Origin of the sequence: Campylobacter fetus subsp. fetus, from assembly GCF_900475935.1 — a bacterium.
Classification (GTDB): domain Bacteria; phylum Campylobacterota; class Campylobacteria; order Campylobacterales; family Campylobacteraceae; genus Campylobacter; species Campylobacter fetus.
The window spans coordinates 1653208-1675566 of record NZ_LS483431.1; the positions used below are offsets into that span (position 1 = coordinate 1653208).

The window sequence follows — 22359 nt, forward strand, 5'->3', positions numbered from 1 at the left end:
TAAGGCTAATTTAAGTCTTAAACTATTTATATTAACCTATACTAATTAAAAACCTATTTCATAATATAAAATTTAATAAACTAAACAATACTATTTTTTAGTTTAAATTATATAATAAATTTAAAAATTAAATAAATATTGAATGATAATAAATAATTTATTTTTATTTATTTAATAAAGAATTTACAAGTAAAGATATATATTTTAAGCTTATTTAAAAGATAGATTCATTAGAATAAATTAATTTTAATGACAAAGGATAAAAAATGTTGTTTTTCAACAAAAGCATAGCAAGCAAAATCTCCATAGGCGTATCCTTACTCTTTGCAATAGCACTGATAAGTTTTACATATATCAATTATATAGATTCTAGAGATAACTCTATAAAACTTCTCTCTTTAGAAAGGCAAAAAGCAGTTGCGGGATCTGAAAATATATTAGATATCGAGCTGGAATTCGATGCCAATAAAGCAGAGCAAATATCAAAACAGATATCAAAACCAAATTTAACCCGCGAAGAAGTTCAAAATATACTAAAAACTACAAATAAAATAACGGAATTTTCGTCTATACATATGGTATATGAATCAGACGGAACTATATACAAATCAGACGGAACTATAAAAGAAGCAAATAGTATATATGATGCGAGAAAATATCCATGGTACCAAGAAGCTTTAAAGAAAAATAAACTCATCATCACAGATCCTTATCAAAATTTAGATAATAATACATATATAACTTTAGCAGCTCCGATACATGTAGAAAATAAATTTATAGGAGTTTTAGGTATAAATTTAGAAGCCGAAAATTTAAGTAAAAAAATTATAAAGCTTGGAGAGACAAAAGGCGGATATATAATGATATTAGATTCTGAAGGAAAAATCATTATGCATCAAGAAAAAAATCAAATAGGAAAATCGCCAAACTCTACTCTAAGTCTCGTAAATAACTTTCAAAATAAAAATATTGACAAATACGGAATGATCAGCTACACAAGATCTAACGGAAATCAAAATATCGCAGATTGTATGAATTCAAAACATAGCGACTGGATAATTTGCGCATCTATGGATAAAAATATTTTTGAAGAAGGTATAAATAATATACTAAAAAAACAACTATGGCTGTCTGCATTATATATTATTATCTCATCGTTTATAGTATTAATTCTAGCCAAAAGATATTTAAAACCGATAAATAATATAGTATTTGGTCTCAAAAATTTCTTTGATTTCTTAAATTATAAAAACGATAATCCTAAAGATATAAGCTTAAAATCAAACGATGAGTTTGGAGTTATGGCTACAATGATAAATGATAATATAAGTATCATTAAAAATGCTATTAAAAAAGACGCTCAATTAGTTAGCGAATCTTTGCAAAAAGTAAAAGAGGTTGAGGATGGAAATTTAAAAGCAAGAATAGTTAATGTTCCGGTTTCACCGCAGCTAAACAAACTAAAAGATGTTTTAAACTCTATGTTAGAAGTGCTTGAGCAAAAAGTCGGAAGCGATATAAATGTTATCCAAAAAACATTCGATGATTTTAAAAATCTTGATTTTACATCTAACATACCTAATGCTAGAGGAGAAGTTGAAAAGATAATAAATACTTTAGGAAAAAATATAACTAAAATGTTAAAAGATAACCTAAAACAAGCAGATATCCTACAAGCAAAAGCCAATAACTTACAAGATTTTGTAATTATGTTAAATGAGAGCTCAAAAAGTCAAGCTAGCTCACTAGGAGAAAGTGCAGCTGCGATTGAAGAGATGAGTAATTCTATGACTTCGATTAACGAACGCACTATGGAAGTTATAAAACAATCAGAAGATATAAAAAGTATTATAACAATAATTAGAGATATAGCAGATCAAACAAACTTGCTAGCATTAAATGCGGCAATAGAAGCAGCGCGCGCAGGAGATCACGGCAGAGGATTTGCGGTTGTTGCGGACGAGGTACGAAAACTTGCCGAAAGAACAGGGAAATCGCTAGGAGAGATTGAGGCAAACGTAAATATACTAAGTCAAAGCATAAATGATATGAGTCAAAGCATCAAAGAGCAAACCGAAACCATGAATCAGATAAACCAATCTGTTGCTAACGTAGATGAATTAACAAAACAAAATGTTGATATAGTTAATGATACAAACAAAATATCTATTGAAGTAGAAAATATAGCAAATTCAATAGTCAATGATGCGAAAAAAAATAAATTTTAACATAAATTTAATTGCATTTTAATTGCTTATCAAAGACGTCTTTAGTCATATATTTGGCTAAAGATATACTTTAATTTATATAATTAAATTTCATATAAAGTAACATTAAAAATAAATTTACTATAATTACGTAATTATATTATACAAAAAAGGGTAGGGTTATGATACCGGTATGGGACGATAAATATAGTGTAGGAAATAATGGTATAGATAAACAGCACAAAAAGCTATTTGAACTTGCAAAAAAATCATATATTTATGCTAATAAAAATATCTCAAGAGAAGATATTAGAAATATAATAACTGAATTTTTTGAGTATATGAAGGAGCATTTTAGAGATGAAGAGATCTATATGGAGCTTATAGAATATCCATATTTAGAACAGCACTCATCTATCCATAAAGATATTATAAATAGTATGTCAAATCTCATAAAAACTGCAAAAAATGTAAATGATCTAAAAGAAAATTTAGTTATTATAGCTGAAAAATGGCTTCTTGAGCATATACTTCATCATGATACCAGAATCGAAGAATGGAGAAAGTTACAACTTAGCAATCAAAATAAACCAAGCACAACAAAAAAATACAGATATACATGTGGTTGTCCAAATAAAACGCACATAGTATCTATAACCATCCACAACAAAATCATACAAGGCAAAAAATACTCTTGCATGACTTGTAATAATGAGATAAAATTTAAATCTTAAGAGTAAATCATGCGAGTATCTGAATTATTTTATTTAGATTATCTTGCTTGATACCCTTATATACTAGAAAGAAGTCGGCAATAACCCACACGAAGACTATTATCAAAAATATATAACCTATGACGATAAGCACAGTCATCCATCCTATGATAGTCAGCACAAGTTTAGCGATACCAAGTATAACATCACCTTTATAAAACCTATCAACACCAAATCCGCCAAATAAAACACCTAATATAAGACCGATCAGTGGATTTTTCAATGGAATTAAAGCAATATTTTGTAGCTTCTCTTATGAAGCAACTTTAAGCTTGTCTTGCAACAACAGTAGACCTTGAGATGGAACCTTATCTTGCATATACATTGTAATGGCGCTTACGTCCATATTGTCCTCCTTAAAATAAATTCAATTCTATTTAACTTTATTATTGTATCAAAAAAATAGCATTAAAATATATAAATTTAAAAATAATAGATAACTGTGTAAAAATTTATTTAAATTTAATTTATTGTTTTATTTATGAAGAAGTGGCAACTAGCCTGGGCTAGTAACCACAAGGCTAAAGTTTATCCCTTTTTAGGAGTTACTAACATATTTACGTAACGTCCCTCTAAAGCAGGTACTTTATCGCGATCCGCGTAATCTTTTACAAGTTCCCAAATTCGCTCAAGCATAACAACGCCTATATCTGGAGTAGCCATCTCTCTTCCTTTTAGAAAAACTCTAAATTTAACATGCTTGCCTTCTTCAAGAAATTCTTGCGCGTGCTTGATCTTGTAGTTAATGTCGTTTTGGGCTATTTTTACTGAGAGTTTTATCTCTTTTACTTCAATAACTTTTTGCTTCTTTTTTGCTTCTTTTTGCTTCTTTTCTTGCTGATAACGGAATTTACCGTAGTCCATTATCTTACAAACCGGCGGTTTAGCATCGGGAGCTATAAGAACCAAATCAAGCCCCATACGGTTTGCGATATCTTGAGCTTCTCCTCTACTTATAACACCATAAGCAGTACCATCATCACCGACACATCTTACCTCACTAGCACGAATTTCTTCGTTTAGATAAACATCCTTCTCTTTGCTCAAATATTCACCTCATTTAATTTAGATTGAATAAAGCCTAAAAACTCGTCTAAGCTCATATCTTTTTGCTCTCTAGCACGTCTATCACGAAGTGCTACACCTCTGTTTGTAACCTCATTATCTCCAAGTACGATTATCATCGGTACTCGTTGTTTCTCTGCTGTCCGTATTTTTTTATTTAAAGTCTCATTTTTATTAAATATTTCACTATCTACATCCATATCTAGAAGCAAAGAGTGTACCTCATTTGCATATTTATGGTGTTCATTACTAATAGGTATGATAACAACTTGTGTCGGCGCTATCCAAAATGGTAGCTCTCCGGCCGTATGTTCAAGCAAAATTCCTATAAATCTCTCAAAACTACCCATAATGGCACGATGCAGCATAACAGGCTGTTTTCTTTCGTTATTTTCATCTATATAACCAAGATCAAAACGAGCAGGCAAATTAAAATCAACCTGTATAGTTCCGCACTGCCATTTACGCTTAAGCGCATCTGTGATTTTTATATCTATCTTTGGTCCGTAAAATGCGCCGCCGCCCTCGTCTATACCATATTTCAATCCTTTTTCATCAAGAGCATCTTTAAGCGCTTTAGTAGCTATCTCCCAAACAGCGTCATCGCCAACTGCTTTTGCAGGTTTTGTTGAAATTTCCATTTCGTAAGTAAACCCAAATGCACTCATCAAAGTATCGACAAAACTTAGAATTTCATACACATTTTCTTTTATCTGACTTGGCATACAAAATAGATGCGCATCATCTTGAGTAAATTCGCGAACTCTAAAAAGACCGTGTAAAACACCGCTTTTCTCATGTCTATGAACTACGCCATATTCAAAAAATTTAAGAGGCAAATCGCGGTAACTGCGAATTTCGCTTTGATAGACTTTGATGTGTCCCACGCAGTTCATCGGCTTTATACCATATTCTTGCTCGTCAATCACGGTAAAATACATATTTTCTTTGTAATTCGCGTAGTGACCACTGATTTTCCAAGCATCGCTTTTTAAAATTTCAGGACCGCGAACAGGCTCATAACCGCGAAGTCTATGAGTACGATAAAGCTTGTGTTCTAAACGACTTCTAAGCCTTGCGCCATTTGGCAGCCATATAGGAAGTCCAACACCTATAGTATCATCAAATGTAAAAAATTTCATCTCTGCGCCGAGTTTTCTATGATCGCGCTTTTTAGCCTCTTCAATGATGCGAATATGCTCTTTTAGACTCTCCTTATCGGCGTAAGCGGTTCCATAAATTCTAGTTAGCATTTCGCGGTTTTCATCTCCACCAAGGTATGCTCCGGCTATTCTAGTTAGTTTAAAAAATCTTGTAAAAATCGTATTTGGTACGTGAGGTCCACGACAAATATCTTCAAAGTTTCCTTGAGAGTACAAGCTAACGACGCCATCTGGTATGCGTTTTAGAACTTCTTGTTTTAGATCGTCGCTTGCATATTTTGCTGCGACTTCTGATTTTGTCGAGTTAAATTTAACTATATCGATTTTAGCTAATGCTAGCTCTTTCATCTTTTTTTCTATCTCTTCAAGATCGCTCTCACCTAGCTTTTCGCCGTCGCTTTTACTAACTCTCATATCATAGTAAAATCCGTCTTCTATACATGGTCCTACGAAAAATTTAGCGTTTGGATATAGCTCTTTTATCGCTGCGGCCATAAGATGCGCACAAGAGTGTCTTATAACGTCTAACGCTTCTTTTGAATTATCAAAAAATATCTCTTCGCCACCGTTTCCACAGTAACTTTGGGTATCAACTATTTGCTCATTTACTTTATATGCAATTATATCGCTCATTATATTCCTCTTTCTACCGGTTGCTCTTCCATACAACGAAAGAACAAAATATCTGATTTTATCTAATTGTATTTTAAGTTAAACTGAATTTTAGGATTATTAAAGCTTACTAATGCCGTATTTTAGGCTAAATTTAATCAAATTGTTAATATTTAGTTGCATTTACGATTTTTAATTATAAATTTAGACAGACAATTAATTATATTTATCTATCTAAATATTTATTTAATTATAAGCAAATTTACAGCTCACGCCCAAACTCTAAGAGATTTTGGATAGAATTTATCTTTACTCGTTTATGGTTTTGTTTGAATTTGAGTTATTTAAATTTAAATTACTTGATTTATCAGAATTATCTAAATTTGAATTACCAAATATATATTTAGTATAGATATCGCTTACTGTTATGCTTTTATTGTTTTGTATATCAGTAAATAACTTATATCCTCCATTAGATAGTTTCTTTATCATCTCAACGCCAAGATCTTTTAAAGATATAAGTTCTATCTCTCCTGAACTATTTCTTATTTTAGCCGCACTTACGCTAAAGTCTAATTTAGTATTTAATTCTTCTTCGTTTAGTCTATTTATATTTAAGTTTAGTTCTATCCTTGCTTCAAATACTTTGCTTGTATCTTTATATAGTTTATCTACTACAAACTCTCTTCCACTATTAAATCTAAGAGTGAATGTTCCGTTTTTATTTATTTTTATAGCTGTTAGTATATCGGTGTCTATAAGCATATTTGCAGTATCGCTTCTATCTTTTTCAAAGCTATCTTTTACTTTTTGTAAGTTATCTAAGGTGAATGTTAGACCAGTCGCAGATGTGAAGTCTCTTTCTACGGCTATCATAACGCTTGATTTTATGTTTTGATATTTTTCTTCGTCGCTTAGACCTGCCATATAGCTATCTCTGTTTTTAAGTTCGCTCATATAATCGTTGTATAAATTTATAAACCTATCGTATTGTTGATTTTGGTAAGAGTCTTCGCCTCTCCAAGAATACTGCCTGGTTTGTGGGTCATATAAGTTATTAAAAGAAAAATTTGTTGTATCATATCTGGAATATTTTAATTCCTCAAGTCTATAGCTTTCATTAACTATTTTTTGGCAATTGAACTTAATCGCGTACAATTTCCATTATCGCCATACACAAAATTTTTATCATTTTGTCCGAGTAAATACCTAGTCTGAGTTGTAATCATATTATTAACAAGCTTACTTATTAAGATAAATTTAAATTTAGGTAAGTAGAAAGCGGCGTTTTTCGAGTATTTTGTATTTTATCTATTCTAGCAAAACCGCTGCATATTTTTATTTAAATTTGAATATTATACTTGATAAAGATAATCAATTATGATATAATAACTTAAAAACAAAGGATAGCATATATGAAAGCTTTAGATGTTCTAATCAAAGTTTCGAGTTTGGTTTTAATCATCTCTAAAATAATTCACATTAGATTAGAAAAGAGAGTTTCAAATTTAGAAAAAACTCAAAAACGTTCTGTTAAATTTAAATAAAACCAAAAAAATTATAAAGAAAGAGTTTAACCGGCAATATAAGTGCTATTTTAAAATGCATCATAGCATAAAAAAAGAATTTATAACTTTGTTTTTTGTAAATTTGCATAGCTCAACGTTGCAAGATCTTAAATAAGGTATAAATTTAAAAGTTTAATTAATTTTTAGATATATAAGTATAAATGGTGGCTCTAACTGAATTACCAAAGTTATTAAATATCGATTTTTACAGTGCAAAAGTCTAAAATAGCCTATAAGTAACTACACGAAATCAATGCTGAAATAATAGCAAAAACAACTTAATTATGTCTGAATATTTACATTAACTTTTATTAACGCTTGATTTATTACTGTTTTATTTACGCTAATTTATCGATAAAGTTAATATTAAGTTTTTAATAATATTAATTTATATTTTAATAATATTAATTAGTAATATTTGTGTGATATTTAAAGTTTATATGCTTATTTTATGATATTAAATAATTTTCAATGAATATTATAAAATACCATCAATTCACATAAAGAACCTATTTAGCAGATAAATGAAACAGATGTTATTAAATTTTGTATTGAAAACTACACTTTTCGCACATTTAAGGTTAGATGATTTTAGTTAAATTTTAACGCTTAGGGTTTGTGAGTTTCATATCTAAAAAGATTGCCCCTTGCTTTTTAAAGCAAGGAGAAAAAAATGGTTATAGCCATTTTAATTATTTTATTAATTTTAGTAAGCAAACTTTATTAATAATTAAGAGAAGGCGGTTAAAACCATCTTAATGGCTATTTAAAATTATACCTTTTAAAATGTTAAAATAAACTAAAGAGATAAAGCAAGAATATTTAAGAATTAAAATTTCCACTCATTGGCTTTGTATATGCCTAAAACGATTATTGTGTCATCTTGAATTAAAAACGGTATAACATAGCCTTTAAAAATAAAATCCCTTACGTTATCATTATCGCTCGTAACTGATTTTCTAAATCTAAAGGGCAAATTAGCTAAATCTTTGCTTTGCATTAATAGCTCATCTTTAAAGATTCTAGCTCTTGTTTTGCTATCTTGTGCGATAAAGTTAAAAATAATATGCAATTCTGTTTTAAAGCGTTGACTAAATTTTACCATTGTTCGCATTCTTTGGTTAGCTCTTCAATTGAGTAAAGCTTGGCACTGCCATTAATCGCTTCTTCAATTCTGTTTTTATAGTCGGCTTTTAACTCGGCTTTGCTGTTGTAGGTCTTTGGCTCGGCTTGGTTGCTTTTTATCTCTAAAGGCTCGTTTTGTTTATCTGCTAGTGCTTTGCTGACTTCTATTATTTGTTTTAAAAGCGTTTCATCTGCTTTTAGTGTGATACTTTGCATGTGCTTACCTTTTTACTTTTTTATGTATGAATAATACCATAATAAGATAAAAGCTTGATTAGTTTTTTAAATTTAGATTCTAGATATCGTTGCTTTATTTGCCTCTTTGTTAAAAGCGAATGCTTGGTATTCACTTTGAGCGTCTAACTCCGTTTTTATGGCGGTTACATTGTTCACTGTTGTTCGTATTTAGGATTTATCGCATTAAAAAGATACCTAAAACTAACCGAAATATTGTATTCTTTAAGGATAATCCTTTGTATCTCTTTTATGGCGTCTTTCTTTTTTAACTCTTTATCTGCTACTTTACTCTTGTAAATGTTTTCGTACAACTCTCTAGCGTAGTCTTTGCATTCAGGCGATACAACACTTTTGAACTTAGGCACGTAAATGAAGCAACCGCCAAACGTTGCAATGAAATCATTGAACGCGTCTTTATGTTTATTTCTAAAATCTATCATGTCATCAATAGGCTTGTAATTCAAATTTAGCCTTTATTTGCTTTTAAAAGCGTTTTCATTGCATTTTAGTGTGATACTTTGCATATGCTTACCTTTTTACTTTTTTATGCGTGTATGATAGCGTAATAAGCTAAAAAAGATTGTCTAGTTTTAGCCTTTAGCGGTTTAGCAAGTAAAATAGTACACTTTGAAAAATCATTAAGTTATTCAAATAGCCTATTTACCGTATTTAGTTAAATACGACTAAGTTGCAAACTGTCCTTTTTTCAAAAATAATTTTCAATGTTAGAAAGGGGGTGCGGCTTAGGCGACCCCCGTATGAAATGATATTTTTGCCAGTACCTTTACTTTTTTATTGAAAGATACTTTGATTTAAATAGGGCAATGATGTAGTCTTAGCCGAAAATTTGTCCGACTTAAAGAGCAATTCACTATCGTGCTATCTAAACACTATCCAGCTTACAAGCCACCCAAATACTAAAAACGGGAATAGTATTACAACAAGATTAAAAACCGAATAGAATAAGTTAAATAAGTCTATTAAAACGGCTATCATTTGTGTCCCTTAGTTATTATTTTAGTATCTTAGCATTTAGGGGGTATTTTGTCAAATAATATGTTGTCACTCCCCCCTGTCATTTTTAACATCTCTAGCCCTGTCATTTTTGCAATGGCTAGGGCTGTCATTTTTGCCGAAATATGTCATCATATTACTATTATTTAGTTCTAACCTTAAGAGATTTTTGCTAAAGAATTGAGAGAGTTTTAAGGCTTTTTAGCAGGTCCATTAGGGGAGCGATTTCTTAAAGTGGAAGTTGCGAAGTAGTCGCGACTATGTAGTGCCCTTTGTTTGGTAAGGTTTTGAGCTGTTTTATTTCATTAAGATATTTTCATCGCTAGGAACTTCGGGGAATCATGTAAAGGGTCCTCTTTTTTTCAATTCTTAAACGCCATTATTTTGAAAACTCAAATCATAATATACGTTTTAAGCTTAAACAAGAAATTAGCGAGATATCAACCGGTTGATTTTAACACATTGATTTTTTTATGCGTGTATAATAAGCGTAATAAGCTTGATTAGTTTTAGCCTTTAGCGGTTTAGCAAGTAAGATTGTTTATTTATAAGGTCTGCTAAGTCTTATTAGCGGTCTATTGGTAGCTAGTTTGATAATATCATCAAAGTCTTGCGTGGCTTGTTGTAACTGTTCGGCTAAGCGTTCTTTTGGGTTTTTAGGGTCTATGACTCTATTACGTACGGAGTAATTTCTTATTATCGCCTTAGCTTCTATCCTGTGTAATGGTTCTCTCAAACCGTTTTTTAAAGCTTTATCATAAATACATATGTGCGGTATCGAGTAGATACCAGTATCGTTTACGTAATGAGTTGTTTCTTGGTAGGTTTCTAGTGTGAAAATCGATTTAAGAGCTGCCACATTAAAAGGTTCTTGTCTATCAAAACATAAATCAACACTTGAAACATTATTTACTAAGTCTAAAAGGCTGTCTATAAGCTTAACATTTGGTGCGCAATGATGATACTGTTTTAAACCGTAAATCACTAAAGTGGCTTTTGTTTTGCTTTTATCTAACGGCTTTTTGTAGTAATAGTAAATGCGTTCAAATGCGTGTCCATTGCCTAATTGATAAACTGTTTTAATTCATCTTTATGCAGATACTTTTTTAGTTTAACATAGTCGTAATTGCTCTTTTTTAGCTTATACCATTTTAGATTAAATGTAACGGGTAGGTTTAAAAATACGTTTATTTTAGTATCTGATTTTATAGGAGTTGTACGATTAAAATCAGCTCTTATTGTATCAACGGCTAAACGTAAATTTGGATTATTTTTGTTGTGAGTTGCTAGAATCTGGTTTATTTGTGATAAAATACTCATTCATATTCTTTTAAGGCGGTTTAGTTTTGTTGCTCTAACCGCCTTTTTTGTTTTTATTATTCAGCTTGATGAGATTATTTTGTTAAAACCTCATCAAGTTTTTACTTTTGCCGCATTTGGAAAGATAATCTCTGGCCTTTTGTTTTTGCTCATTATCTTTAAAATATGCTACTTTAAAATTACCTTCTTTGCTTTTAACTCTCGTAACTAATCTCATACTCTCTAATATTACAAAATATTGGTTAGCATTAGATATTTTAAAATCTGTTGCCGTTACTGGCTCACCAGTATTCAGCATAACAGATAGAATCTCATAGATATGTTTAGTTTTCATTAATTCCCTTTATTTATTAGATTAGCCAACACGGCGTCCACTTCTTTTGATGGATAAAGTACTTTTTTACCTACTTTAAGAAACGGGAAATACTCTGCTTTAAAATTGCCGTATTCATCGTATTTAAAGCTATCCATTCTAAGATGAGCTAAATGCGATACGCTGATACCTGTTAAGTCTGACAACTCTTTTGGGGTGTAAAATTGTTTTACCATATTAATCCTTTTAATTAAATTTAGCTATTTGTAACGGTTCTAAATCATTGATAAAATTAGAATACCATTCATAAGCCATTAATTGCTGTTCTAGTTTAAAACTTCTATCGTAAGCACTTGCTACTTTGCCCTTTATCGTTGTCGTGCTGTGTGCTAAACATAGCTCTATTAACTCGCTACTTAGATTATGCTTGTGTTCGTTTTCTGCCATTATCGTACTAAATGTAGCTCTAAAGCCGTGTGTAGAGTGCTTACCTTTGTAGCCCATATCGTTTAAAGCTTGAAGCATAGTGCAGTCGCTCATTATTCCTTTATTATTTACCATACCAAAAACGTACTCATTTACTCTAAATGTTTTTTGAGATTCTATTATCTCTAAGGCTTGAGAACTTAGAGCGGTTAAATGTGTTCGTTTCATTTTCATAATTTCAGAACTAAACCGTATAAAAGTAATGCCGTTTTTTACTTCGATATTGCTCCATTTTAAATTTAGTATTTGGTTTTGTCTTTGAGCTGTAAGCATAGTAAAAAATAGTGCGTTTTTAACAGTAGGATTCTTATACGTATTTATACTGCGTATAAGCTCTTTTATCTCTTCTGGTTCGATTATGGCTAAACGTGGCTTACTAACTCTTTGTTGATTGTAAAAAACCGATGTGGTAGGCGTTGGGTTTGCTTCTATCACGCCTAAAGATAATGAGTACTTAAATATTCCATTTATTACCATTTTTACACGTTCGGCGGTTTCTCTTGTGAATTTTGCTTCGATATTTAGCAGTAAGTCAACTATGCTTTTATAACTTATTTTGTTGATTGGTTTATCGCCTAAAGTCTCTTTTATGTAGTTTTTATAACGCCCTTGCTCTTTCTCGGCTGTTTTAATCGCTATTTTGTTACTTCTATTTTTAAAGTACTCATTTGCTAATTTATCAAAATTAGGGCTGATACTTTCTTTGGCTTTTTGTATAAGCTCTTGTTGAAGTATCCTGACTTTATGTCTGGCTTTGTTTAGGCTGGTATCTGGATAGACCATTTCTTGATTGTACTCATCTGTAATGGAGTGAAAATTAGCATTAATCTTTATTTTGTATTTCTTTATACTACTGCCTTTTAAGTTTGGTTTGTAGATAAACAAGTAAAGATTAGCAACCCCACCTAATGCGTATTTACTAAATTTACCTCCTTTATACTCTAGCTTTTTAACGTCGCTATCTTTTAATGGCGTCGTTTGTCTTATCGTTGTTGTCATCGCACTCCTTTTTTTAATCCCTAAACTTTCAAAAGCGTTGTTTTGGTGCTTTGCGGAGATATTTGGTAACCCTATTGCAAAAACACTAGGTAACCCCTTAGGTAACCCTTTAAGAGCTGCCATTGATTGGTCTAATCTTTGGTAACTAAATCATCTAAATCCTTGCTAATTTTTGTTAAAATATCATCTATTATCAAATTTACCGCTGATATTTGGTCACTGTTTGGTACGCTATGATGTAACGTATCTATAAAACTGAATAATAAATACCCTAAGCCTAAAATATCACTTTGTAATTGTTCGTGCTCTAGAATATCGATACCATTAATAAACTCTTTTTTTTCTACTGCCTTACTCATTGTAACCCTTTAAATTAATTTTATTGATTTTAGTAGATTTTTTATCGCAGCTACTAGCAAACTGATATTTTTCATTTCTCAACTTTCAAAAGCGTTGTTTTGGTGCTTTGCGGAGATATTTGGTAACCCCATTGCAAAAACACTAGGTAACCCCTTAGGTAACCCTTTAAGAGCTGCCATTTGCATAAAAAACTAAGAAAATGTAAGCATTCTCAAGAATGGCAAAAGCCTTTCAAACGTTGCAAATAAGTACTTCTGAGAACTGTAAGGAAATATTAAGAATAACTTAGTGGTGGCTCTAACTGGACTCGAACCAGTGACCCCCACCATGTCAAGGTGATGCTCTACCAACTGAGCTATAGAACCAAAAGAGTTTGGATTATATAAAAATATCGCTTAAATTTGGGTAAAACCCAAATTTAAATCAAATGCACCTTTATAATTGCACCTTTATAATCATAGCGTATAGAATGATAAACATTATTATTGTCGGCACTTCATTATACATTCTAAAAAACTTTCCGCTTTTTGTACAGCGGTTATTCTTAAACTGTTTTAAATAGTACCCCAAGCTAAAATGATACGCAACTAAGATAATCACACAAAGCAATTTCATATGAAAATACCCTTGTTTCATAAGCTCCGGTTTTTCAAAAATCAGTATCGAAAGACCACTTAAAATGGTAATTATCATAGCTATCCAGCCTATACCGTTGTAAAGCTTACTTTCTTGAATTTTTACTACATCGACAAATCCATGATTTTGTATGTGTTCTGCGTGATAAACATAAAGTCGTGGCTGATAAAATAGCATCGCCATCCAAGAGATAAACGCAGCATAGTGCAGCCATTTGACCCATAAATAAGCTTCATAGCTCATTTTGTAACTCCTTAATAAAATTTTTCCGTTAGTTTACCATATAAATTCAAATAATATTAAATCTTAGCCTAAAATTTCATCTTTACGCCTGAGATACTCATCGTAACTCATAGCGCCGTTCTTATACAATTCATATAGTTTTTCTACGTTTTTTAATTTATGAGAATCGCTAATGCTTTTTTCTATACAATTAACTGAATTTAATTTTTCTACCCAATTAGAGGTAAAAAACAGATCTGCAAGCCACCAAATTCCCCAAATAGCAAGAAATATATATCCAACTAAAAATATAGCGGTTAAACTTCCGATCCAAAATAGCAATAATTGCAACAATCCGCTCAAAAATTTGCCGCAATATATCCTATGAGCACCAAAACCGCCTAGAAAAAACCAGAGCGCATACGCTATATAAATATTTCTTTGCATTACTTTTTCCTATGCATAAAACTCTGAATCAAAATAATCAAAATCGCCAGATCTATCATCATATCGGCAAAGTTAAATACGGCAAAGTTAAACCATTTATGCCAAAAAATATAGTCAACCACACCGCCATGCACAAATCGATCAAGTATATTTGAGCAGCCTCCGCCAAGAAGCAGACCAAATGCCGCGGGATGGGATTTTAAAAGTTCTTTTTGTCCAAAAAGATAGCCCAAAAGGACAGCGATGAGAGCTAACTGGATGTATTTTAAATTTGTTCCCAAAAACTCAAACATAGAAAATGCCACACCTTTATTAAAGACCAAAACAAGATCTATAAACTCGCCTTTATATCTAAATCCGTTTAAAAATATCCATTTTATAATCTGATCAACGGCAAATATAGCTGCAAAATATGATAAAAATTTAAAAATTACCTTACTCATTTAATGCTTTTATAAAGAATTTTTCTACTTCAGCTATCTTTTTAGTTACCAATGCTTCGTCTTTTCCCTCAAGCAAAAGTCTTATAACGTTTTCAGTCCCAGAATATCTAAAAAGAGTGCGAATTCCTAGTTTTTTAAGCTCGTCTTCAAGTTCTTTTAAGCCTTTAAGCTCATCAAGAGGTCTCTTTTCTATAATTTTCAAATTTGAAAGTTTTTGTGGATATGCTTTAATACTCCCGAATATCTCGCTGGCTTTTTTATTTTTAGCTAAGAGACAAGCGCTTACTTGCAAAGCTGAAACAAGTCCGTCGCCGGTCTTTGAAAAATCGCTAAATATGATGTGTCCGCTCTGCTCACCGCCGAAATTTATGCCGTTTTCTTTCATCATTTCAAGAACGAATTTATCTCCGACGTTTGAACGAAGAAGCTTAATTTTGTGTTTTGCAAGATAGTCGTCAAGTGCGGCATTACTCATCACGGTGGCTACTATCTCCTTTTTATCAAGCATCTTATTTTCATCAAGATAAGTAGCCAAAACGCCGAGCAAAGCGTCTCCATCGACAACTTTTGCATTTTCATCGACAACCACAAGTCTATCGGCATCACCGTCAAAAGCAAATCCTATATCGGCTCTTAATCTTTTAACTTCTTTTGCCAAATTTTCAGGATGCAAAGCACCGCAGCCATCATTTATATTTCCGCCGTTTGGTTCATCGTTTAAAACTATTGTCTCTGCTCCAAGCTCGCTAAATACGGTCGGAGCGACTTTATAAACTGCGCCGTTTGCAACGTCCAAAACAACTCTTAAACCTTTTAAAGTAAGACTTTTAGGGAATGAGTTTTTGATATGAACTATGTATCTGCCTATAACATCGTCAATTCTTTTTGACTGACCGATTTCGAGACCTATTTTTTGATTGTTTTCTATTATTTCATTATGAAAAAATATATTTTCTATGGCTTGTTCAGCCTCTACGCTTAGCTTATTTCCGAAACTATCAAAAAATTTGATACCGTTATCATCAAATGGATTATGACTGGCGCTTATCATTATGCCGGCGTCACAGCGCATATCTTCAGTCAAAAATGCTATCGCTGGAGTCGGCATAGGACCTATTTGTATAACATTATATCCAACTGCGGTAAGTCCGGCTACTATCGCGGTTTCGATCATATATCCGCTTTTTCTGGTATCTTTTCCGACTAAAATTTTATTTGTAATTGAGTTTTTACGAAAGTAAATTCCAGCAGCCATCGCTAGTCTCATCGCAGTCATCGCGTTTAGCTTCTCTCCGGCTCTGCCTCTAACTCCATCAGTTCCAAAAAGCTTCATTTTTGCCTTCTTTTTTTAAATTTAACTAGCTATTTTATCAAAAACAATATTAAATTTGCATATGAAATACAATTCTAAATTTAAAAACGGAAAATAATTACATTAAAAAACAGAATGAGAATGATTAAATTTGACTTAAATTCAGATTTATTTAATTATCTTTAGGATATAATCACCGACTAAAATTATAAAAAAAGGTAAGTTATGGCAAACCACAAATCTGCTGAAAAAAGAGCAAGACAAACTATAAAAAGAACCGAGAGAAATAGATTTTACCGTACAAGACTTAAGAATTTAACCAAAGCGGTAAGAGTTGCAGTAGCAAGCGGCGACAAAGACGCTGCATTAGTAGCTTTAAAAGATGCAAATAAAAACTTCCATAGCTTTGTAAGCAAAGGATTCCTTAAAAAAGAGACCGCTTCTAGAAAAGTTAGCCGCTTAGCAAAACTTGTTAGTACTTTAGCTGCATAATTTAAATTTAAATGTTAGCTGACAAACTACGTCCATTTATAGATCGCTACAATGAGTTAAACTCTATTCTTAGCGATCCAGAAGTCATAAACGATATATCTCGTATGACTAAACTCTCAAAAGAGCAAAGAAACTTAGAATCCATAAAAGACGCTACTCAAAGATACTTAAGTATCTTAAACGGTATAGAAGAAAATAAAACTCTACTTGAAGATCCAGAACTAGGCGAACTAGCTAAAGATGAGCTAAAAGCGCTAGAAACAGAGCTTCCGAAACTAGAAGAAGAGATAAAACTTCTGCTTCTTCCAAAAGATCCAAACGATGAAAAAAATATCTTTTTAGAGCTACGCGCCGGTACAGGAGGCGATGAAGCTGCCTTATTTGTAGGAGACTTAGCTACTGCGTATATAAGATATACCGAAGAGCGAGGCTATAAATACGAGATAGTAAGTTCAAGTGAAGGAAGTGCAGGCGGATATAAAGAGCTGATTTTACTCATAAAAGGCGAAGGTGCTTACTCAAGACTTAAGTATGAAGGCGGAACTCACAGAGTTCAAAGGGTGCCAGAAACAGAAAGTCAAGGTAGAGTGCACACTTCGGCTATCACAGTAGCCATCATGCCAGAAGTAGAAGATAGCGAGATAGATATAAATCCAAACGATCTTAAAATAGACGTTATGAGAAGCTCGGGTCATGGCGGACAGTCGGTAAATACCACAGACAGTGCCGTGCGCGTAACTCACATACCAACAGGCTTAGTCGTAGTCAATCAAGACGGTAAAAGCCAACACAAAAACAAAGACGCCGCTATAAAGGTCTTAAAAGCTAGGCTTTACGATATGCAAGAGCGCGAACGCAGAGAAAAAGAAAGCAAAGAGAGAAAAGATCAAGTCGGCACCGGAGATAGAAGCGGTCGTATCCGCACGTACAATTACCCACAAAACCGCATCAGCGATCACCGCATAAATCTCACTCTTTATAGGCTAGATGCGATTATGGCAGCAGGACTTTTTGATGAGATCATAGACCCGCTCATCGCGCACTACCAAGCAGAAGCCATAGCAAACGCCGGACTATAAATTAACTATTTTTAAAATAAATATTATGACCAGAGAGACCGTATTTAAGTATGCAAAAGAAAAGTACGGTACGATCCCCGATCATCCATGGAAAAAATATCCGAAATACGCCATTTTAAGACATTTAAAAAATCAAAAATGGTACGGAGCCGTAATCAATATACCAAGAAACAAACTCGGACTAAATGGAGATGACGCGGTTGATGTTTTGAATGTCAAATGCGAGAAAGATTTGGCTATTTTGCTAAAAGATAACGAAGCCATCTTTTCCGCTTATCACATGAACAAAAAGAACTGGATATCGATTTTGCTTGAAAAGGCGGAAAATAAGATGGTTTTTGATCTCATTTCGCAAAGTTATAAAATAACTCTTTAACTATTTTATCAACTTTGAGATATCTTTAAATTTGACATGCTCGGCACTTCGCATCATCTCAAACGCTATCATTTCGGCAGATTTTACGGTAACGCCATTTAAATTTAAAAAAGTAAGCTCTTTGTTTCTTTCGTCTCTACTGCCCACACACTCGTCTACCAAAGTCACATTATAACCATTATTTAGCAGATCTTTTGCGCTTTGATATACGCATATATGAGCTTCTACTCCGATCAAAATCACATTTCTATAACCTGAAATTTCATCTTTTATAACGTTAAAAGCCGAGAATTCCGACTTATCAAATATTTTGGAATTTATCAAATTTAATATCTGCTCATCGGTATCGCCAAGCCCTTTTTTATACTGCTGCGTAGCGATCACCTTAAGTCCTAGATCATTTGCTATTTTTAGAAATTTAACACTGTTTTGCAACAAATTTTTATCGCTCATCACGTTTAAAAGCTTAGTTTGCATATCGATAACCGTGACTATACTATCCATGATTTTCCTCCGTTTTTTTATAGATCTATCTCGATACCCACTGGACAGTGATCGCTACCTTCTATGCTATCAAGTATAAAGGCGTCTTTTAGTTTATCTTTTAAATTTGAGCTAATGAAAAAATAATCAATCCGCCAACCGACATTTTTAGCTCTTGCGTTAAATCTATAGCTCCACCATGAGTAAGCGTTCTCTTTGTCGCCATTTATAAATCTAAAAGTATCTATAAATCCGCTATCGATAACCTTATCTATCCACGCCCTTTCAATAGGCAAAAATCCGCTTGTTTTGGAGTTGGCTTTTGGATTTTTAAGGTCGATTTCACGGTGAGCGGTATTTACGTCGCCGCAAAATATCACTCCTTTGCCTTCGCTCACCAAAGCATTGATATAAGATAGAAATTTGTCATAAAAATCCATCTTATATGCTAGTCTTTCATCTCCGCTTTGACCGTTTGGAAAGTATATATTGAAAAGATGTATATTATCAAATTTATGTTCCAAAACTCTGCCTTCATCATCATCAAAAAACTGCGATTTTAAATTTTGAGATTTTAAATTCGACAAACTCATCACACCTGAGTAGCCAGGTCTTTTGGCTGAATTTGCGGATATATTTTCAAATCCCAGATTATAAATTTCTGCTGGTATCTTATCTTCACTTACTTTGATCTCTTGCAAAGCTAAAAAGTCCGGTTTATGCTCATCTAGCCACGAAAAAGACTCTTTTCCAAGCGCTGCTCTAAGTCCATTTACGTTCCACGAAATTAGTTTCAAATTTAATCCTTTTATATATTTTCTTGCTTAAATTATAACTTCAAATTTAAAATACTTATACTAAATTTTTATCTATTTACCATATTGAATTATAATTTTAACAAATAATTTTAAGGATCTTCATGAAAATCAGCTCAAATATTTTTATATTGAGTTTTGCTCTTTTTATAACCTTGCTTAACTACAAATTTTTTGAATTTGCAATCAATAAAGCAGGTTTTTACGAAAACAAAATTGTTATTTTAACGCTTCCGGTGCTATTTTTTGCACTATTGATAATAGCTTTTAGCTTATTATTCCTACCTTATCTAACTAAACCATTATCAATTTTTATAGGTATTAGCGGAATTGCCGGAGCGTACTTTATGAACACGTACGGCACAATAATAGATAGCGATATGATAAGAAATGCGGTGCAAACGGATGTAAAAGAGGTGAAAGATCTACTAAATTGGGATATAATTTTATGGATTTTAGGCGCCGTTTTCGTCGTGATTATCGTAGTAAAAACGAAAATTATCTATTCTAAGGTTTTGCACGAGATAAAAATCAGATCTATTTTTATAGTAGCGGCTTTAGCCATTTTCGGAGCTTCTTTTGGTATATTTAGCAAAAACTTTATACCATTTTTTAGAAACTATCCGGAAATCAGGTTTTTTACAACTCCGTTTTATCCTATATACTCTATAATTAAATTTACAAAATCACTAACTCCTAAAGCAGAATTTCAAAAAATAGGACTTGACGCAACTCTAAAAGATGATAAAAAAAGATTATTTGTACTTGTAGTAGGAGAAACTGCGAGAGCTGCTAATTACTCGTTAAATAACTATATGAAAAACGATACCAACCCATACTCGAAAGAAAACGGCGTACTTAGCTTCACGAACTTCTACTCATGCGGAACATCTACTGCTATAAGCGTACCTTGTATGTTTTCAAATTTAACAAAAAAAACGTTTTCTCCAAGCAAAGCTAACAATACGGGTAATTTATTAGACGTATTTACTGTAGCAAATATTGATGTAAGCTGGTTTGGTAACAATTCTGGATGGTGCAAAGGAGTCTGCGATAGACTGCAAAACGCTAAAAATTACGGCGGAGAGGGCTTTGATGAAGTCATGCTAAAAGATATAAATTCCAAAATACAAAACGCTTCAAAAAACAGCTTTATAGTAGTTCATCTGCAAGGAAGCCATGGGCCAACTTACTTTAAAAGATATCCAAAAGAGTTTGATAAGTTCAACCCTACTTGCGATACTGCCGTACTAAAAGACTGTACGCATGATGAAATAGTAAATACATATGATAATACTATACTATATACCGATTATGTTATGAATAAAATAATAAATATGCTAAAAGATTCTAAATTTGAGACCGGGCTCCTTTACGTAAGTGATCACGGCGAGAGTTTGGGAGAAAACGGATTATATTTGCACGGTATGCCTTATGCTTTTGCTCCGGATTTTCAAATACATGTTCCTGCCATACTTTGGTTAAACGACAATAAAAAATTAGATGAATTGAGCAGATTAAAAGATGAGAATTTATCACAAGACTATGTTTTTCACTCTATGCTTGGATTTTTTAGTATAGATTCAAACGTGTATGATAACAATCTGGACTTATTTGCTAAGGATATAAAGTGAGAAATCAACCGAAATATAGCTTTTTTAAAAACTCATCATATGCCTTTAGCGGACTTTTTGATATCATATCTAGCGAAAAAAGCTTTAAAATAGAACTAGCCATCATAATTCCTCTACTTATCGTATCTGTTTTTTTAAATTTAACCCTAAGCGAACATCTACTTTTAGCCGCCGTGCTATTTTTGATTCTTGTAGTAGAGTGTATCAACTCATCTATAGAAAGAGCCGTAGACCTTACTACGACAAACTATCATATACTAGCTAAAAAAGCAAAAGACGCTGCAAGTGCGGCTGTGTTTTTAAGTATATGTTTAGCGGGATTAGTATGGATAAGTATAATTTTAAATTTAATATTCTAACAAAACTCTTTAAAAAAATTCTAGGCGAAAAGAAAACGCTTATAATGGAGCTTCTAGTAGAAAATATGGATGAAAAATATCTTGTAAAATATACTATAAAAGAGATTTGCGATGAGCTCGAAGTAAGCAAACCCACAGTTATTCAGACCTTCAAGCTCTTAGAGGAAAAAGGCGTTTTAACAAAGATAAAAAACGGTTTATATAGACTTAATTTATCAGATGAGTTATGATAATTTTACAGCCTATCAAAATAAGTATAACGCCGCCAAGAACTAGAGCTTTGCTTTCTAACATTTCGCCCAAAACTCTGCCCATGTAACTAGCAATAACGCATAAAACAAAACATACCAAGCCTATCACAAAAGCCGCGATAGCTATATTTATCTCTTCAAAACTAAAAGTAATTCCTACGGCAAGCGCATCTAAACTAGTCGCAAAAGCTCCTAACATAAGCATTCTTAAACTTAAATTTAAACTACAATGTACGCTAATCTGTCGACTCTCTTTTATCATTTTTATACCTAAAAATAGCAAAATAGCAAAAGCTACGTAATGATCTATATAAGATATAAACCCAACAAATGCGAGACCCAAAAAATAACCGATAACCGGCATAAAAGCTTGAAATATTCCAAACAAAAAAGACATTTTAAAAATTTGCAAAGCTTTTATGTTCATACACCTTGCGCCGTTTGCCATACTTATAGCCACACTGTCCATTGCTAAAGCGATAGATAAAAAAATCAGCTCCATTATTATCCTTATTTTAAAAAGAGTGTAATTATATCTTAATTTACATTATGCTAAAATTAACGCATT

At 32.3% G+C, this 22359-nt stretch carries 28 protein-coding genes, 1 tRNA gene and 1 pseudogene; 9 read left to right on the forward strand and 21 right to left on the reverse strand.

From position 1 onward, the window contains the following. Positions 1–266 precede the first annotated feature (266 nt). Together DQN38_RS08290 and DQN38_RS08295 are read left to right on the forward strand one after the other, a co-directional pair. Positions 267–2228, forward strand: a complete 1962-nt coding sequence (locus DQN38_RS08290; RefSeq protein ID WP_011732310.1) for a methyl-accepting chemotaxis protein — start codon at positions 267–269, stop codon at positions 2226–2228. Positions 2229–2389: 161 nt separating this feature from the next. Next, entirely contained in the window at positions 2390–2941 is a 552-nt protein-coding gene (locus DQN38_RS08295; protein WP_011732311.1) for a bacteriohemerythrin, read from the forward strand. A 7-nt stretch (positions 2942–2948) separates the two neighbouring features. On the opposite strand, the pseudogene DQN38_RS08300 reads toward DQN38_RS08295, so the two are convergent. The 4 genes and pseudogenes from DQN38_RS08300 to DQN38_RS08315 all read right to left on the reverse strand — a co-directional run bounded on the left by DQN38_RS08300 (position 2949) and on the right by DQN38_RS08315 (position 6777). Then, positions 2949–3326: pseudogene (locus DQN38_RS08300) on the reverse strand (NINE protein). 182 nt (positions 3327–3508) lie between these two features. After that, positions 3509–4027 (reverse strand): translation initiation factor IF-3, encoded by a 519-nt coding sequence (infC, locus tag DQN38_RS08305; protein ID WP_002850783.1) that lies wholly within the window; start codon positions 4025–4027, stop codon positions 3509–3511. Further along, a complete protein-coding gene (gene thrS / locus DQN38_RS08310; RefSeq protein WP_111738265.1) occupies positions 4024–5844 on the reverse strand; it encodes a threonine--tRNA ligase in 1821 nt (606 codons plus the stop codon). Before thrS ends, infC begins: the two co-directional genes overlap by 4 nt. Positions 5845–6129: 285 nt before the next feature. Beyond that, complete coding sequence (locus DQN38_RS08315; RefSeq protein WP_111738245.1) at positions 6130–6777, reverse strand: hypothetical protein; 648 nt, start codon at positions 6775–6777, stop codon at positions 6130–6132. 458 nt (positions 6778–7235) lie between these two features. On the opposite strand from DQN38_RS08315, the gene DQN38_RS09170 reads away from it, so the two are divergent. Next, on the forward strand, positions 7236–7367 hold the full coding sequence (locus DQN38_RS09170; RefSeq protein WP_002850786.1) for a hypothetical protein: 132 nt from the start codon (positions 7236–7238) through the stop codon (positions 7365–7367). Positions 7368–8217: 850 nt separating this feature from the next. On the opposite strand, the gene DQN38_RS08320 is transcribed toward DQN38_RS09170, so the two are convergent. The 14 genes from DQN38_RS08320 to glmM form a co-directional block, all read right to left on the reverse strand. Further along, positions 8218–8493 carry a type II toxin-antitoxin system RelE/ParE family toxin gene (locus DQN38_RS08320; RefSeq protein ID WP_065843897.1) on the reverse strand — a complete coding sequence of 92 codons (276 nt, stop codon included), beginning with the start codon at positions 8491–8493 and terminating at the stop codon, positions 8218–8220. Further along, complete coding sequence (locus DQN38_RS08325) at positions 8487–8729, reverse strand: hypothetical protein (RefSeq protein WP_065843898.1); 243 nt, start codon at positions 8727–8729, stop codon at positions 8487–8489. The genes DQN38_RS08320 and DQN38_RS08325 overlap by 7 nt, the downstream gene beginning before the upstream one ends. A 173-nt stretch (positions 8730–8902) precedes the next feature. After that, complete coding sequence (locus DQN38_RS08330) at positions 8903–9214, reverse strand: hypothetical protein (RefSeq protein ID WP_002850798.1); 312 nt, start codon at positions 9212–9214, stop codon at positions 8903–8905. A 1091-nt stretch (positions 9215–10305) separates the two neighbouring features. Further along, the gene (locus tag DQN38_RS08960) at positions 10306–10749 is read right to left on the reverse strand and encodes a hypothetical protein (RefSeq protein ID WP_170117951.1); all 444 of its coding nucleotides are present in this window, start codon (positions 10747–10749) and stop codon (positions 10306–10308) included. 77 nt (positions 10750–10826) lie between these two features. Further along, positions 10827–11084, reverse strand: a complete 258-nt coding sequence (locus DQN38_RS08965) for a hypothetical protein (protein ID WP_170117952.1) — start codon at positions 11082–11084, stop codon at positions 10827–10829. A gap of 82 nt (positions 11085–11166) precedes the next feature. Continuing rightward, positions 11167–11418: a hypothetical protein gene (locus tag DQN38_RS08340; RefSeq protein WP_035170991.1), complete on the reverse strand. Its 252-nt coding sequence runs from the start codon at positions 11416–11418 to the stop codon at positions 11167–11169. Continuing rightward, positions 11418–11633, reverse strand: a complete 216-nt coding sequence (locus DQN38_RS08345; protein ID WP_065843899.1) for a MerR family transcriptional regulator — start codon at positions 11631–11633, stop codon at positions 11418–11420. Before DQN38_RS08345 ends, DQN38_RS08340 begins: the two co-directional genes overlap by 1 nt. A 10-nt stretch (positions 11634–11643) precedes the next feature. Continuing rightward, on the reverse strand, positions 11644–12882 hold the full coding sequence (locus DQN38_RS08350) for a tyrosine-type recombinase/integrase (protein ID WP_065843900.1): 1239 nt from the start codon (positions 12880–12882) through the stop codon (positions 11644–11646). A gap of 131 nt (positions 12883–13013) precedes the next feature. Next, positions 13014–13241, reverse strand: a complete 228-nt coding sequence (locus DQN38_RS08355) for a hypothetical protein (protein ID WP_065843901.1) — start codon at positions 13239–13241, stop codon at positions 13014–13016. Between the two features lie 290 nt (positions 13242–13531). Next, positions 13532–13607, reverse strand: a tRNA-Val gene (locus tag DQN38_RS08360). A 70-nt stretch (positions 13608–13677) separates the two neighbouring features. Beyond that, the gene (locus DQN38_RS08365; RefSeq protein WP_065843902.1) at positions 13678–14121 is read right to left on the reverse strand and encodes a CopD family protein; all 444 of its coding nucleotides are present in this window, start codon (positions 14119–14121) and stop codon (positions 13678–13680) included. A 63-nt stretch (positions 14122–14184) separates the two neighbouring features. Then, positions 14185–14547: an NINE protein gene (locus DQN38_RS08370; protein WP_002850805.1), complete on the reverse strand. Its 363-nt coding sequence runs from the start codon at positions 14545–14547 to the stop codon at positions 14185–14187. Beyond that, entirely contained in the window at positions 14547–14990 is a 444-nt protein-coding gene (gene lspA, locus DQN38_RS08375) for a signal peptidase II (protein ID WP_038454281.1), read from the reverse strand. The genes DQN38_RS08370 and lspA overlap by 1 nt, the downstream gene beginning before the upstream one ends. Next, positions 14983–16323: a phosphoglucosamine mutase gene (gene glmM / locus DQN38_RS08380; RefSeq protein WP_002850809.1), complete on the reverse strand. Its 1341-nt coding sequence runs from the start codon at positions 16321–16323 to the stop codon at positions 14983–14985. Before glmM ends, lspA begins: the two co-directional genes overlap by 8 nt. A 204-nt stretch (positions 16324–16527) precedes the next feature. On the opposite strand from glmM, the gene rpsT reads away from it, so the two are divergent. The 3 genes from rpsT to DQN38_RS08395 are packed head-to-tail and all read left to right on the forward strand — an operon-like array spanning position 16528 to position 18249. Then, complete coding sequence (gene rpsT, locus DQN38_RS08385; RefSeq protein WP_002850811.1) at positions 16528–16794, forward strand: 30S ribosomal protein S20; 267 nt, start codon at positions 16528–16530, stop codon at positions 16792–16794. An 11-nt stretch (positions 16795–16805) separates the two neighbouring features. Continuing rightward, the gene (prfA, locus tag DQN38_RS08390; RefSeq protein WP_002850812.1) at positions 16806–17873 is read left to right on the forward strand and encodes a peptide chain release factor 1; all 1068 of its coding nucleotides are present in this window, start codon (positions 16806–16808) and stop codon (positions 17871–17873) included. 25 nt (positions 17874–17898) lie between these two features. Beyond that, a complete protein-coding gene (locus DQN38_RS08395) occupies positions 17899–18249 on the forward strand; it encodes an MmcQ/YjbR family DNA-binding protein (protein WP_065843903.1) in 351 nt (116 codons plus the stop codon). On the opposite strand, the gene DQN38_RS08400 is transcribed toward DQN38_RS08395, so the two are convergent. After that, entirely contained in the window at positions 18250–18753 is a 504-nt protein-coding gene (locus DQN38_RS08400) for an isochorismatase family protein (RefSeq protein WP_011732319.1), read from the reverse strand. A 17-nt stretch (positions 18754–18770) separates the two neighbouring features. Continuing rightward, entirely contained in the window at positions 18771–19529 is a 759-nt protein-coding gene (locus DQN38_RS08405) for an exodeoxyribonuclease III (protein ID WP_011732320.1), read from the reverse strand. 122 nt (positions 19530–19651) lie between these two features. Between DQN38_RS08405 and DQN38_RS08410 the strand changes: the two genes are divergently transcribed. The 3 genes from DQN38_RS08410 to DQN38_RS08420 are packed head-to-tail and all read left to right on the forward strand — an operon-like array spanning position 19652 to position 21770. After that, on the forward strand, positions 19652–21181 hold the full coding sequence (locus DQN38_RS08410) for a phosphoethanolamine transferase (protein ID WP_024305259.1): 1530 nt from the start codon (positions 19652–19654) through the stop codon (positions 21179–21181). Then, positions 21178–21540, forward strand: a complete 363-nt coding sequence (locus DQN38_RS08415) for a diacylglycerol kinase (protein WP_002850819.1) — start codon at positions 21178–21180, stop codon at positions 21538–21540. The genes DQN38_RS08410 and DQN38_RS08415 overlap by 4 nt, the downstream gene beginning before the upstream one ends. Further along, positions 21507–21770, forward strand: coding sequence for a winged helix-turn-helix domain-containing protein (locus DQN38_RS08420; RefSeq protein WP_024305260.1), 264 nt, complete (start codon positions 21507–21509; stop codon positions 21768–21770). The genes DQN38_RS08415 and DQN38_RS08420 overlap by 34 nt, the downstream gene beginning before the upstream one ends. On the opposite strand, the gene DQN38_RS08425 is transcribed toward DQN38_RS08420, so the two are convergent. Beyond that, a complete protein-coding gene (locus tag DQN38_RS08425) occupies positions 21748–22293 on the reverse strand; it encodes a manganese efflux pump MntP (RefSeq protein ID WP_011732322.1) in 546 nt (181 codons plus the stop codon). The two genes, DQN38_RS08420 and DQN38_RS08425, sit on opposite strands and share 23 nt — an antisense overlap. Positions 22294–22359 lie beyond the last annotated feature (66 nt).

Coding starts and splice junctions, on each gene's coding strand:
- DQN38_RS08290 (WP_011732310.1), top strand. CDS start 267: ATGTTGTTTTTCAACAAAAGCATAGCAAGCAAAATCTCCATAGGCGTA.
- DQN38_RS08295 (WP_011732311.1), top strand. CDS start 2,390: ATGATACCGGTATGGGACGATAAATATAGTGTAGGAAATAATGGTATA.
- DQN38_RS08315 (WP_111738245.1), bottom strand. CDS start 6,777: ATGAGCGAACTTAAAAACAGAGATAGCTATATGGCAGGTCTAAGCGAC.
- DQN38_RS09170 (WP_002850786.1), top strand. CDS start 7,236: ATGAAAGCTTTAGATGTTCTAATCAAAGTTTCGAGTTTGGTTTTAATC.
- DQN38_RS08320 (WP_065843897.1), bottom strand. CDS start 8,493: ATGGTAAAATTTAGTCAACGCTTTAAAACAGAATTGCATATTATTTTT.
- DQN38_RS08325 (WP_065843898.1), bottom strand. CDS start 8,729: ATGCAAAGTATCACACTAAAAGCAGATGAAACGCTTTTAAAACAAATA.
- DQN38_RS08965 (WP_170117952.1), bottom strand. CDS start 11,084: ATGAGTATTTTATCACAAATAAACCAGATTCTAGCAACTCACAACAAA.
- DQN38_RS08340 (WP_035170991.1), bottom strand. CDS start 11,418: ATGAAAACTAAACATATCTATGAGATTCTATCTGTTATGCTGAATACT.
- DQN38_RS08345 (WP_065843899.1), bottom strand. CDS start 11,633: ATGGTAAAACAATTTTACACCCCAAAAGAGTTGTCAGACTTAACAGGT.
- DQN38_RS08350 (WP_065843900.1), bottom strand. CDS start 12,882: ATGACAACAACGATAAGACAAACGACGCCATTAAAAGATAGCGACGTT.
- DQN38_RS08355 (WP_065843901.1), bottom strand. CDS start 13,241: ATGAGTAAGGCAGTAGAAAAAAAAGAGTTTATTAATGGTATCGATATT.
- DQN38_RS08365 (WP_065843902.1), bottom strand. CDS start 14,121: ATGAGCTATGAAGCTTATTTATGGGTCAAATGGCTGCACTATGCTGCG.
- DQN38_RS08370 (WP_002850805.1), bottom strand. CDS start 14,547: ATGCAAAGAAATATTTATATAGCGTATGCGCTCTGGTTTTTTCTAGGC.
- lspA (WP_038454281.1), bottom strand. CDS start 14,990: ATGAGTAAGGTAATTTTTAAATTTTTATCATATTTTGCAGCTATATTT.
- glmM (WP_002850809.1), bottom strand. CDS start 16,323: ATGAAGCTTTTTGGAACTGATGGAGTTAGAGGCAGAGCCGGAGAGAAG.
- rpsT (WP_002850811.1), top strand. CDS start 16,528: ATGGCAAACCACAAATCTGCTGAAAAAAGAGCAAGACAAACTATAAAA.
- prfA (WP_002850812.1), top strand. CDS start 16,806: ATGTTAGCTGACAAACTACGTCCATTTATAGATCGCTACAATGAGTTA.
- DQN38_RS08395 (WP_065843903.1), top strand. CDS start 17,899: ATGACCAGAGAGACCGTATTTAAGTATGCAAAAGAAAAGTACGGTACG.
- DQN38_RS08400 (WP_011732319.1), bottom strand. CDS start 18,753: ATGGATAGTATAGTCACGGTTATCGATATGCAAACTAAGCTTTTAAAC.
- DQN38_RS08410 (WP_024305259.1), top strand. CDS start 19,652: ATGAAAATCAGCTCAAATATTTTTATATTGAGTTTTGCTCTTTTTATA.
- DQN38_RS08420 (WP_024305260.1), top strand. CDS start 21,507: ATGGATAAGTATAATTTTAAATTTAATATTCTAACAAAACTCTTTAAA.
- DQN38_RS08425 (WP_011732322.1), bottom strand. CDS start 22,293: ATGGAGCTGATTTTTTTATCTATCGCTTTAGCAATGGACAGTGTGGCT.